Consider the following 12,070-nt stretch of genomic DNA (forward strand, 5'->3'; position numbering starts at 1 on the left):
AACCGGGCCAAAGCCTTCCACCACATCAGGAGTGAAACGACATGAAAAGAACTCTATTCGCATCCGTCTTCGCCTTGGCCGGCGTGACCGGCCTGCAGGCGCAGGAAACAGAAATTCGGGTTCATTACGCGATCCCGACGATCTGGGCCGACACCCAGCAGACGCTGGCCGACGCCTTCATGGAGAAGCATCCAGACGTCAAGATCACCATCGACGGGCCGGCTGAAGGCTATGAAGATGGTGTTCAGCGCCTGCTGCGCGAGTCCGTGGCCGGCACCACACCGGATGTGGCCTATGTCGGTCTCAATCTGTGGCGGGTTCTGGAAGATCGCGGCCTTGCCCAACCGCTTGACGGCTTCCTTGGAGATGATCCGCTTGCGCAGGGCTACACGCCAGCGCTGCTGTCGCTGGGCCGGTTTGAGGACACACAATATGCGCTGGCCACTTCGGCTTCGACGCTGGTCATGTATGTAAACCCGGTTCTGGTCGAGAAAGCCGGCGGCTCGATGGACGAGTTCCCCAAGACTTTCGACGGTGTGATCGAACTGGCTTCGAAAATCAACGCGCTTGACGGGGCAACCGATGGTGTCTGGATCGGTCGCCACGACTGGCGCTTCCAATCGCTGCTGGGCTCTCATGGCGGGCGTCCAATGAACGACGACGAAAGCGACATCACCTTCGACAGCCCGGAAGGTATCGCGGCGGCGGGGATGTATCAGCGCTTTGCCAAGGAAGCCGGAATGAAATCCTACTCTGAAAACGATGCTCGCCAAACCTTCCCCGCGGGAACACTCGGCATCATGTTCGAAAGTTCATCGCTGCAGACGCGGTTTACAGAAGGCGCTGGCGACAAGTTCGAGCTGACGGTCAAGCCGCTTCCGATCGCTTCTGAAGACACATCCAAGGTCTATTTTCCGACCGGTGGCTCTGCCATCGTCATGCTGACTGATGATGAAGCCAAGCAGCAGGCAGCATGGGACTACATGGCCTTCGTGACCGGTCCAGAAGGGCAAAAGATCATCGTGGAGAATACCGGCTATGCGCCTGCCAACGCCAGGGTCATCGAGGACGAGGCCTATCTGGGCGACTTCTACGCGAACAATCCAAACGCCCGCGTTGCCCACACCCAGGTCGCCAACCATGCGGGCCCCTGGTACGCCTATCCCGGTGCAGAAGGCGTGGCAGCGACTGATCTGATCGCCGCTTCACTGGTTGAAGTCACCGAAGGCGCTGACACCGAGGCAACCATCAAGGACCTCGCCGAGACGCTTCGTGATCTGCTCGGCATGAAGTAACGGCCACTATACGCCGGCGGGCAATGGCTCCCGCCACCCGCCGGCGGTTATCTGCGTGATCTTACCAGTCGCGGCGAATGCAGTGAATTCTCGCTCGGAGCGATGCTGATGGTGCAGATCCGGGCGAAAGGCGTTTGCGCGCCATGGCCGCCCGGATCGCATCACCATCGACGGCAGCCAGACAAATTATGAGGCAATTGTTTCCTGCGATCTTGAAGCCCGGCTCCGCGACACGTCGCGACGTTCATCAAAACCAATTCGCATCTGCAAGAGCAAGTATCTCAATAACCGGATAGAGCAGGACCATCGGCGCATCAAGCGCCGGACCCGCTCCATGCCCGGCTTCAAGTCGATTACAAGTGCCCGGTTCATACTCGACGGCATCGAAATGGTTCACATGATACGCAAGCGACAGGCGAGGTTTGCCTATAATCCGTGCCCCTCAATCTCTGACCAATTCGAAATCCTGGCCGCTTGATAGCCAGCATCGAAGCGTCCCTGCGTAGCCATAATTATGGTTTGCAACAGCACCCCAAATTTTAGTATTTGTAAAAATCGCTTGACGATGAACGAGAAATGTTTCTAAATTTTACCAATACTAAAAAAGGGAACGTGTTGGTGAACAAACAGACAGGCACGGCAGAGATCGCTGATAGCGACAAGGCTGACGATCCTTTGGGCAAGAGATTGCGGGCGCGGCGCCGTGAATTGTCACTCACGCTCAAGGACGTTGCCGACGGCGCCGGCCTGTCGGTGGGATTCATCTCGCAGGTCGAACGCGGCCTGACCGTGCCTTCGCTGTCGTCTCTCGCTTCCATTGCCGGCGTTCTCCGCTCGCATGTCACCAATTTTCTGGCACAGCCCGAGGGCAGCTCGGCCTACACCCGTCATGACGAACGACCGGTCTATGCCGTCGACAAGGCTGCGCTGAGCTATGAGCGCCTTTCGACCACGTTTCCCGACAGCGTCCTCAATTCCGTCATCGTGCATGAGCCGCCGGGCTATCGCTCGGAGCCAATCCAGCATGTCGGCGAAGAAATGTTCTTTGTTCTGCAAGGGGCAATAACGATCGAAGTCGAGAACGAGACAACCGTGCTGGAAGCCGGGGACTCGATCCACTTCGCCTCCACGCGGCGGCACTCGTCATGGAACCACACGACCGAGCCGGTCACCATCCTGCATGTCTGCACGATGGATGTGTTCGGGGACAATCCGCGTCAAGACCAAGAGCCCGGAAACCGGGCAGGACACCCAGCAGCAAATAATGAACCTTGAAGGTTTGAAAACAGAGAGGAATGAAAAATGGTTGCACCATTGAAATCACTGGCAGTCGCGGCTTTGGCATCCACGATGCTCGCGACAACAACACTGGGCGCGCTGGCCGGCGGCGTGCTGCGGCTTGACGAGGTTGCCGTTGGCGAGATTGATCCGGCCATCGCCTCGGACTATGCCGACTCGATCCTGATGTTCAATATCTACGACACCCTTGTTCTGCCCATCCAGGGCGGACCCGGTCATGCGCCGCACCTGGCCAAGAGCTGGGAAGGCGATGGCACCACCTTCACATTCAAGCTGCGTGACGATGTCAAATTCGTTTCCGGCAACACGATGACGGCTGAAGACGTTGTCTTTTCACTCGACCGGATGAAGGCAGTGGGCAAGGGCCTTTCCTATCTCTTCGCCAATGTGGATAAGGCCGAAGCAATCGACCCCACCACGGTGAAGTTCACCCTGAAGACCACCTATGCTCCCTTCGTCGCCTCGCTGGTGCGCCTCCCGATTGTCGACAAGAAAGTCGTGATGGAAAACCTCGGCGAAGGCGAAGGTGAGATGAAGGACTGGGGGACAGCCTATCTGACCGCCCACAGCGCGGGAACCGGCGCCTACAAGATTGTCTCGCACAATCCGCAGGAAGAAACGGTCATGGAGAAGAACCCGGATTATTTCCTCGGCATTCCCGACCCCGCACCCGACACCGCACGGCTTCGCTACGGCCTGGAAGCGGCAACCGTTCGCACGCTGATCGCGCAGGGCGAACACGACATCGCCTCGCAGTGGCTGCCGCCCGAAGTCATCAAGGCCTTGGCAGGCGGCGGCGCACAGCTGCTGACGGAAAGCGGAACCGGCGCATTCTACGTCAAGATGAACACCACCAAGCCACCGATGGATGATGTGAACTGCCGCCTGGCATTTTCAGAAGCATTTGATTACGGCGCGGCGATCAAGATGATTGCCGTTACCGACACGGTGTCGCAGGGCGCGCCGTCCACTGGTGCAATTCCGGTCGGCATGTTTGGCGCAAATCCGGCCGATCAGGTTCTCAAGCGCGATCTCGACGCCGCCAAGCAGCATCTGGCCGCGTGCAAATACAAGCCCGAGGATTTCACTCTTGAAATCTCCTGGATTGCCGAAGTGCCGCTCGAAGAGCGTTTCGCGCTGCTGATGCAGGCGAACTACGCCGAACTCGGCGTCAAATCGGAAATCAGGAAAATGCCATGGGCGCTGTTTGCCGAGCAGGTTTCCAAGCCGGAAAACACCCCTCATATGTCGCAGCTGTTCGTCAATGCCGTGACAGGCGATCCCGATACGCTGCTTTACGGCATGTATCACTCTTCGGCAGCCGGCACATGGCAGTCGCCGGAATATCTCAACGACGCCGAGGTCGACAAGCAGCTCGATGCCGGACGCACCGCCACGACGCCGGAAGGACGCGAGGAAGCCTATTCCGCGCTGAACGCCCGGCTGATGGAGATCGCCCCGACCATCTATGGCTATGATCGCCAGGCGGTGTTTGCCGCCAGTGATCGCGTCAAGGTGCCGGCGCTTTCCGATCCCTCAAAGGCCTTCGGTCTCGACGGTATGGGCTTCACCTTCCGTCTGATGGAAGTGGCTGACTAACAACCTCCCAAGGCGGCCGGAACAGCCTGTCTTCGGACCGGCTGTTCCGGCCAGATGGAGCAAACGACCATGAAACCTCTGGCCCGCCTTCTCGCGAAGCGGCTGGTAACGTCGCTGATTGTTCTCATCGGCGTGTCCATGCTGATATTCGCCATTGCCCGGATCATCCCCGGCGATCCCGCGCGCATTGCGCTTGGGCCGAACGCCACCCAGGAGCAGATCGCCAACCTGCGAGCGGAGCTGCATCTTGATGACAATATCGTCGTGCAATACGGCTACTTCATCGCTGACGTTGCCCGCGGCGATCTCGGTATCTCGCTTTACACCAACCGGCCGGTCACGGCCGATATCGCGCAATACCTTCCCGCAACCCTGGAACTCGTGCTTGTTGCCGGTATCATGATGGTGGGCATCGGCCTTCCGCTCGGCATATGGTCGGCGCGCTGGCGTGGACGCGCGGCAGACAACCTGATCCGGTTGGTCTCCCTGCTGGGCGTCTCCGCACCAAGCTTCGTCTGGGCGGTGATCCTGATGTTGCTGTTTGCGTTTTACCTGCCGCTGTTCCCCATCGCGGGGCGCATTTCCGACAGCTATGCCATCGCCCCAGTGTCCGGGTTCCTGCTCGTCGACACCCTGATCCATGGCGATGTGCGCGCCTTCGGCAACGCCGCCTGGCATGTCGTGTTGCCGGCCTTCGCGCTGGCCTTGTCGGGCATCGGCCAGGCTGCACGTCTGACACGCGCCAACATGGTGGAAACCTACGACAAGCCCTACATCGAAATGGCCCAATCATACGGCTTTCCCGCCCGCCGCATCGCCAATCATTATGCGTTCCGCCCGTCGCTCATCCCGTCGCTGACCATCATCGGCCTGGATTTCGCAGCCATGCTCGGCAACGCGTTTCTGGTCGAGGCGATCTTCGCCTGGCCGGGGCTGTCGCGCTACGGCGTGGCGGTGATCCTGCGCAAGGATCTCAACGCGATTGTCGGGACCGTGCTGATCATCTCGGCGACCTTCCTGCTGGTCAACATCATCGTTGATCTGCTGATCGCGCTGCTCAATCCACGCATTCGCTACTCCCAGAGGCCGGCATGAAACGCACCTTTGCCATTCTGACCGCAAATCCTCTCTCCCTGCTGGGCCTGATCCTGGTATTCGTCGTGGTTTTCTCGGCCGTCTTTGCCGATTTCATCGCGCCGTTTCCCGAACACAGTGGTGCAGTGGTGGATTTCGCAAATTTCAACAAGGCGCCCGAGTGGCCCTATATCTTCGGCACCGATCTGGTCGGGCGCGATCTGTTCAGCCGGATCCTTTATGCCTACCGGATTTCCCTGATCCTCGGTGTCGTCGTGCTGGCAATCGCAGTCCCGATCGGCGTCACCATCGGCCTGGTGGCGGGATATCTGGGCGGCCGCACCGAATATTTGCTCATGCGCATGACAGACGTGTTCCTGTCAGTGCCGCCCCTGGTGCTGGCGATGGCGATCATGGGTGTTCTGAAGCCGACGCTTGCCAACGGAATGCTGGCTGTCACCGCCATGTGGTGGCCCTGGTACACGCGCCTCGTCTACAACATCACGCGGGGTGAAAAGGAAGAGGGCTATGTGCTGGCAGCCGAAGTGATCGGCGCATCCAGAGCGCATATCATCTTTCGTGAAATCCTGCCCAACTGCGTGCCGGCGATCGTCACCAAGATGACGCTGGATATGGGCTTCGTCATCCTCATTGCCTCCTCGCTGTCGTTTCTCGGACTGGGTGTCCAGCCGCCGACGCCTGACCTTGGCTCGATGGTTGCCGATGGCGCGAAATACCTGCCCGACAGCTGGTGGCTGACAATCTTTCCAGGCCTTGCCATCCTGGTCGCCGTCTTCGGCTTCAACCTGATTGGTGACGCGCTGCGCGACATTCTGGGAGCAGAGCAATGAGCACGCCAACTCTCGATATCCAGGACCTCGAACTCGGCTTCAAGGGATATACCGGCTTTACCCAGGTGCTCCATGGAATATCGCTGTCGGTCAACCCGGGCGAACGCGTGGCGCTCGTCGGCGAATCCGGCTCCGGCAAGTCGGTCACCGCCCGCATTGTTCTGGGGCTGTTGCAGGAGCTGCGCACGGCCAAGATCAGCGGCAGCGTCCGTTTCGAAGGGCGTGAGCTTGACCAGATGCCCCGGCGTGAACGCCATGCGCTGCGCGGCAAGGCGATGTCGATGATCTTCCAGGATCCCACCTCGTCGCTCAACCCGGTGTTCCGGATCGGCGAGCAATTCCATGATGTGTTGCGCCGTGGCGATGCGAAGATCACCCGGGCGGATGCCTTGAGCCGCGCTGCCGCCATTCTTGCCGAAGTCTCGGTGCGCGACGCAGACCGCGTTCTCAACGCCTTTCCGTTTCAGCTGTCGGGAGGGCTGAACCAGCGCGTCATGATCGCCATGGCGCTGGCCAATGAACCGGCGCTGCTGATTGCCGACGAGCCGGGAACCGCGCTTGACGTGACAGTGCAGGCGCAGACCCTGCATCTGATGCGCAAGCTGGTGGAAGAGCACCACACTGCAGTGTTGTTCATCTCGCATAATCTCGGCGTGGTGCGCGAGTTCGCCGACCGTGTCTACGTCATCTACAAGGGACGCATCGTCGAGCAGGGGCCAACGCGCGCCGTGTTCGAAGCCCCGCGCCACCCCTATACCCGCGCGCTGATGGCGGCAGTCCCGCGCCTGACCGGCGGCGGTATTCCCGATATCGACGAAGATTCACCGGATTTTGCCGCGCCGCTTGAAATCCATCAGGACGGGGGCCAGTCATGACCACACCTATCCTCGAGCTCGAAAACGTGTCCAAGACCTTCGGCACCGGCGCCGATGAGGTGCATGCCGCGCAGTCGATTTCCTTTGGTGTCACCAAGGGCGAATGCCTGGCCATCGTCGGCGAGTCCGGGTCAGGAAAGAGCACCATCGCCAACATGATCCTTGGCATCTATCCGCCGACATCGGGCGAGATCCGCCTGAATGGTACGGTGCTGCCAACGCGCCGTCAGCTTGAGCACCGACGCGCCATCCAGCTTGTTCAGCAAAACCCGCTGTCTTCGCTCAATCCCAAGCGATCTATCGGCGCATCTCTGCGGCTGGCGCTTGATGTGCATGATATTGGTGCGAAGGGCGAGCGGGCAGACCGGGTTGGCGCGCTTCTGGAAGAGGTGGGCCTGCCGGCAAATTTCGCCAGGCGTGCGCCTGCCGCCCTTTCCGGCGGTCAGCGCCAGCGTGTGGCAATCGCCAGGGCTCTCGCCTGCCAGTCGCAGGTCGTGGTGTTGGACGAGCCGACCTCCGCGCTCGATGTCCTGGTCCAGGCCCGCGTTCTCAAACTGCTCAACCAGTTGCGCGAGACGCGCGACCTCACCTTTGTGTTTATTACTCATGACCTTTCAGTGGTGCGCAACATCGCCACCCGCATCGCGGTTTTCGAGAAAGGCCGCATGGTTGAGCTGGGCGACACACAAACCCTATTCACCAACCCGACTCACCCCTACACGCGCCGCTTGATAAGCGCTGTTCCGGTGGTGACCGATGAAGAAGCCGCGCTGCGCAATTCTCTGGCAGCGGGCCTTGAGGAGACAAATGAATGAACCAATTCGATCATTTTTCAACGGCATTGGCCGACCCGACAAACCAGCCACGGACCACATTCGAGGCATTGTGCGCATTTGCCGAACAAACCGTCGGCGTGAAGCTCTTCACCATGATGTCGTTCGATGCCGAGACACGCGAGGCGAGCCGCAGTTTTTCAAATATGCCGGAAGCCTATCCCGAACTGGGAACCAAGCCGGTCAACGAGACCTGGTGGACCGGGCATGTGCTGGACGGACACAAGACCTTTGTTGCCAATGACATTGACGCGATCGCGGAAGTCTTCCCGGACTACGAGCTGATTGCATCCCTCGGCTGCGAGTCGGTGATCAATGTACCTGTGATCATCAACGGCAGGGTTTGCGGCACCATCAATTGTCTGCACGAGGCCGGTTTTTACACGCCCGAGCGCGTGGCAGCTTCCAATGCCCTCAAGCTGCCCGGCGCGGCGGCCTTCCTGCTCAACCAAATCACATCATCCAGGAGTGTCCTATAATGGGGAACAAGACCATCCGCGTTGCAACCGATGTTGGCGGCACCTTCACTGATCTGGTCTGCTTCGAGACCGATCTGACGACCGGCAAATCCACCATCCACACCGCGAAGTCCGACACCACACCGCCCGATTTTGAAAAGGGCGTGCTCAATGTGCTGGAAAAAGGTGGCGTCGATCCAGCGACTGTCGACTTTCTGGCTCATGGCACAACTGTCGTCATCAATGCGCTGACCGAACGCAAGGGCGTCAAGGTCGGGCTCATCACCACCGAGGGATTTCGCGATACGCTGGAAATCGCCCGTGGCAACCGGCCGGACTTCTTCAACCTGCATTACCGCAAGCCACCTCCATTTGTGCCGCGCTACCTGCGCCGCGAACTTCCCGGACGCATGACCTACAAGGGTATCGAGCGGGAAAAACTGGATTTGGCATCGCTGGCGGCGATCCTTGATGAATTCAAGGCTGACGGCGTGGAAGCTGTGGCCATCTGCTTCCTTCATTCCTACGCCAACCCGGCCCACGAAATGGCTGTGCAGGCCGAGGTCGAGAAGCTGTGGCCGGAGGTCGCAACGGTGTCCTCGCACCAGATCACCCGCGAGTGGCGCGAGTATGAACGCACCAACACTGCAGTCCTCTCGGCCTATGTGCAGCCGGTTGCCGAACGCTATTTGAAGCGTCTCGATGCGGGTCTCAAATCACGCGGCTTCAAGGGCAGCCCATATATCATGCAGTCCAATTGTGGCGTCGATTCCCTTGATGCCGTGGCTCGCGTTCCCATCACCATGGTAGAATCGGGGCCTGCATCCGGTTTCTGGGGCGCTGCAGAACTTGGCAAGATGGTTGGCGAGAACAATGTTCTCGCGCTGGATATCGGTGGCACGACAGCCAAGTGCTCGCTGATCGAAGACGGTCAGGTCAAGATCATGACCGACTACTGGATCGAGCGTGACCGCACCTCGGCCGGCTATCCGATCATGGTGCCGGTCGTGGATCTGGTCGAGATCGGCAATGGCGGCGGCTCCATCGCCTGGGTTGACGACTACGCCAAGCTGCATGTCGGGCCGCAATCGGCGGGTGCGTCTCCAGGGCCTGCCGCCTACGGGCGTGGCGGGACGGAGGCCACAACCACCGACGCCAACCTCTGGCTCGGCCGCATCAACAAGGACTATTTCTGTGGCGGCTCCGTCGAGGCAGATATGGCAGCCGCACATGCCTCCATCCGGGCTGTCGGTGAAAAGCTCGGCGTTGATACCGACGAGGCCGCGCGCGGGATCGTGCGCATCGCCAACAACAACATGGTCAACGCGCTGAAGCTGGTCTCGCTCAATCGTGGCTTTGATCCGCGTGACTTTACGCTTGTTGCCTTTGGCGGCGGCGGCGCGATGCATGCCGTGGCACTGGCCCAGGAACTGGGTGTGAAAAAGGTTGTTGTGCCGGCTGGCGCTGCAGTGTTCTCCGCCTGGGGCATGATGATGTCGGACCTGCGCCGCGATTTCTTCGTGACCAGCCTGGCTGACTTGAAAGCGGACAGCGCCCAGCCCATCGAGCAGTTGTTCGCCGAGACAGAAGCGCTGGCCCAGAGCCAGTTCGAGGCCGAGGGCGTTGATGCCGGCAAGGTCAAGTTCCTTCGCTTTGGCAAGTTCCGCTACCAGAACCAGGAACACACGACCGAGGTGCTGCTAGAGGAGGGGGAAGTCACGGCCGAGCGCATCGCCGCCATCGAGGCATCGTTCCACGAGACCTACGAGCGCGAATACACCTACAGGCTGGATGCCCCGGTCGAACTGGTCGGCATCCATCTGGTGGCGTCTGCCGAAGTCGGCAAGCTGACCATGGAGGCCAAGCCACTTGGGACCGCGGATGCCGGTGCTGCCAGAAAGGGCGAACGCGAAGTGGATTATGCCACCGAGGGTCGTCATCTTGCGCAAATCTACGACGGCGAAAAGCTTGCACCCGGCATGGAACTGGATGGCCCGGCGATCATCGAGGATTCCGGCACAACAATCGTTGTGCACCCGGGCAACTGCGTCGCCGTGGACACCTATGACAACATCATCATCACGCTCGCCGATTAAGAAGGGAAAACGCCATGACGACGCATGACCCGATTACGCTGGAGATCATCCAGAATTCGCTGCAGTCGGCAGCCGATGAAATGTTCGCCGCGATGAAGAAAACCGCGATGAGCTCGATCATCTACGAAGTGCTCGATATGGGCACCGGTATCCTGGATGCGGAGGGCGAAATCGCCTGTTCCGGCGCCGGTATCCCGGCTTTCATCGGCGTGCTGGACAAAGCAGCCAAAGTGGTGATTTCCAAATACGACAAGCCGGGCGACATTGAACCGGGAGACATCTTCGCCACCAATGATCCCTATTACGGCGGTGTTACCCACCTCAACGACATCGTCGTCGCCATGCCCGTGTTCGTGGATGGCGAGATCATCGCCTGGACGGCCAATATTGCCCACAACTCCGACGTGGGTGGCATGGCGCCCGGATCGCTGACCGGCGACGCAACCGAAATCTTCCAGGAGGGCTTGCGCCTTCCCGCCATCAAGATCATCTCCAAAGGCAAGCCTATCCAGCCGGTTTTCGACATCATCAAGGTCAACTCGCGCATGCCTGACGTGCTGGAAGGCGACGTCTGGGCGGCGATCGCCTCTGTGCGCATCGGCGCCAAGCGCTTGACCGAGATTGCCGAGAAATATGGCAACGAGACTTTCCGGACTGCCATGACCCATTTCCAGGATTATGGCGAAAAGGTCTCGCGCGCCGAGTTGGTCAATCTGCCCAAGGGCACTTTCGAGCTGTCGGAAGAGCAGGATGACGGGCGTGTCTTCAACGTCAAGATCACCATCTCGGACGACGAGTTCAAGGTGGACCTTCGCGACAATCCGGATCAGACGGCAACTCCCGTCAACACCAGCCGCGACGGCGTGATGGTTGCGGCGCAAATGATCTTCAAATCGCTGACCGATGCCTATTCGCCAGCCAATGGCGGCTCGTTCAGGCCGATCACGTTGCTGACGCGCGAAGGCTCTGTCTTCCATGCCAAGGAACCGGCCCCGATCGGCTTTTATTACGAGATCGAGCTGAGGGTCTATGACCTGATGTGGCGGTGCCTTGCGCCGCATATGGATGGCAAGCTGGCAGCCGGTCATTTCGCCTCGGTTTGCGGCACGTTCATCGGCGGGATTCATCCCGATACCGGCCGTCAGTACACGATCATCGAACCACAGATCGGCGGTTGGGGTGCAAGCCAGAGCCATGACGGCAACAGCGCCATCTTCTGCGGTTTTCACGGTGAAACCTACAATTGCCCGGCGGAAATCAACGAGGCCCGCAACGGTCTTTACGTCGACCGGATGGAGCTGAACATGGAGCCGGGCGGTGAGGGCGAGTTCACCGGAGGGCGCGGTATCGTGATGGATTACCGCGTGCGGGCCGACAATGGCTTCCTGACAGCGGGATATACCCGGTCGAAATTCCCGGCCTGGGCGGTGGATGGCGGGCATGAAGGCTCATCCAACTATGTCGAGTACCGGCCGTCCGATGGAGAGCCGGAGCGCTACGCATTCGTATCGGGGCTGCAGACCAAGAAGGATGACGTGATCCGCGTTGTCACCGGCAATGGCGGTGGTTCGGGCGATCCGAAAAAGCGCGACCCCAAAAAGGTGCTCGCCGATATCCGCAACGGCCTGATCACGCCCGAACGGGCAAAAGACGTCTATGGCGTCAAAGCTTGAAAAGGGAGCAAGTCCAG

Annotated in this window: 10 protein-coding genes and 1 pseudogene; all 11 read left to right on the forward strand. The window is 59.8% G+C overall.

Annotation, left to right across the window (positions count from 1 at the left end; genetic code table 11):
- Positions 1 to 41: 41 nt before the first annotated feature.
- Entirely contained in the window at positions 42 to 1,295 is a 1,254-nt protein-coding gene (locus WNZ14_RS08965) for an ABC transporter substrate-binding protein (RefSeq protein ID WP_342868219.1), read from the forward strand.
- A 127-nt stretch (positions 1,296 to 1,422) separates the two neighbouring features.
- A pseudogene (locus tag WNZ14_RS08970) lies at positions 1,423 to 1,773 on the forward strand (DDE-type integrase/transposase/recombinase); the annotation flags it as partial.
- 140 nt (positions 1,774 to 1,913) lie between these two features.
- The gene (locus tag WNZ14_RS08975; RefSeq protein WP_342868220.1) at positions 1,914 to 2,570 is read left to right on the forward strand and encodes a cupin domain-containing protein; all 657 of its coding nucleotides are present in this window, start codon (positions 1,914 to 1,916) and stop codon (positions 2,568 to 2,570) included.
- 27 nt (positions 2,571 to 2,597) lie between these two features.
- Positions 2,598 to 4,193 carry an ABC transporter substrate-binding protein gene (locus tag WNZ14_RS08980; protein WP_342868221.1) on the forward strand — a complete coding sequence of 532 codons (1,596 nt, stop codon included), beginning with the start codon at positions 2,598 to 2,600 and terminating at the stop codon, positions 4,191 to 4,193.
- 69 nt (positions 4,194 to 4,262) lie between these two features.
- Positions 4,263 to 5,288 carry an ABC transporter permease gene (locus tag WNZ14_RS08985; protein ID WP_342868222.1) on the forward strand — a complete coding sequence of 342 codons (1,026 nt, stop codon included), beginning with the start codon at positions 4,263 to 4,265 and terminating at the stop codon, positions 5,286 to 5,288.
- Positions 5,285 to 6,118: an ABC transporter permease gene (locus WNZ14_RS08990; RefSeq protein WP_342868223.1), complete on the forward strand. Its 834-nt coding sequence runs from the start codon at positions 5,285 to 5,287 to the stop codon at positions 6,116 to 6,118. The genes WNZ14_RS08985 and WNZ14_RS08990 overlap by 4 nt, the downstream gene beginning before the upstream one ends.
- On the forward strand, positions 6,115 to 6,993 hold the full coding sequence (locus WNZ14_RS08995) for an ABC transporter ATP-binding protein (protein ID WP_342868224.1): 879 nt from the start codon (positions 6,115 to 6,117) through the stop codon (positions 6,991 to 6,993). Before WNZ14_RS08990 ends, WNZ14_RS08995 begins: the two co-directional genes overlap by 4 nt.
- The gene (locus WNZ14_RS09000) at positions 6,990 to 7,808 is read left to right on the forward strand and encodes an ATP-binding cassette domain-containing protein (protein WP_342868225.1); all 819 of its coding nucleotides are present in this window, start codon (positions 6,990 to 6,992) and stop codon (positions 7,806 to 7,808) included. The genes WNZ14_RS08995 and WNZ14_RS09000 overlap by 4 nt, the downstream gene beginning before the upstream one ends.
- Entirely contained in the window at positions 7,805 to 8,305 is a 501-nt protein-coding gene (locus tag WNZ14_RS09005) for a GAF domain-containing protein (protein ID WP_342868226.1), read from the forward strand. Before WNZ14_RS09000 ends, WNZ14_RS09005 begins: the two co-directional genes overlap by 4 nt.
- Positions 8,305 to 10,380 carry a hydantoinase/oxoprolinase family protein gene (locus WNZ14_RS09010; protein WP_342868227.1) on the forward strand — a complete coding sequence of 692 codons (2,076 nt, stop codon included), beginning with the start codon at positions 8,305 to 8,307 and terminating at the stop codon, positions 10,378 to 10,380. The genes WNZ14_RS09005 and WNZ14_RS09010 overlap by 1 nt, the downstream gene beginning before the upstream one ends.
- Positions 10,381 to 10,394: 14 nt before the next feature.
- Positions 10,395 to 12,053, forward strand: a complete 1,659-nt coding sequence (locus WNZ14_RS09015; RefSeq protein WP_342868228.1) for a hydantoinase B/oxoprolinase family protein — start codon at positions 10,395 to 10,397, stop codon at positions 12,051 to 12,053.
- Positions 12,054 to 12,070 lie beyond the last annotated feature (17 nt).

It is taken from the genome of Hoeflea sp. AS60 (genome assembly GCF_038900115.1).
In the GTDB taxonomy this organism is placed as follows: domain Bacteria; phylum Pseudomonadota; class Alphaproteobacteria; order Rhizobiales; family Rhizobiaceae; genus Hoeflea.

Excerpts from the sequence above, each read along its gene's own strand:
- WNZ14_RS08965 (WP_342868219.1), top strand. The coding sequence starts at position 42 with ATGAAAAGAACTCTATTCGCATCCGTCTTCGCCTTGGCCGGCGTGACC.
- WNZ14_RS08980 (WP_342868221.1), top strand. The coding sequence starts at position 2,598 with ATGGTTGCACCATTGAAATCACTGGCAGTCGCGGCTTTGGCATCCACG.
- WNZ14_RS08985 (WP_342868222.1), top strand. The coding sequence starts at position 4,263 with ATGAAACCTCTGGCCCGCCTTCTCGCGAAGCGGCTGGTAACGTCGCTG.
- WNZ14_RS08990 (WP_342868223.1), top strand. The coding sequence starts at position 5,285 with ATGAAACGCACCTTTGCCATTCTGACCGCAAATCCTCTCTCCCTGCTG.
- WNZ14_RS08995 (WP_342868224.1), top strand. The coding sequence starts at position 6,115 with ATGAGCACGCCAACTCTCGATATCCAGGACCTCGAACTCGGCTTCAAG.
- WNZ14_RS09000 (WP_342868225.1), top strand. The coding sequence starts at position 6,990 with ATGACCACACCTATCCTCGAGCTCGAAAACGTGTCCAAGACCTTCGGC.
- WNZ14_RS09005 (WP_342868226.1), top strand. The coding sequence starts at position 7,805 with ATGAACCAATTCGATCATTTTTCAACGGCATTGGCCGACCCGACAAAC.
- WNZ14_RS09010 (WP_342868227.1), top strand. The coding sequence starts at position 8,305 with ATGGGGAACAAGACCATCCGCGTTGCAACCGATGTTGGCGGCACCTTC.
- WNZ14_RS09015 (WP_342868228.1), top strand. The coding sequence starts at position 10,395 with ATGACGACGCATGACCCGATTACGCTGGAGATCATCCAGAATTCGCTG.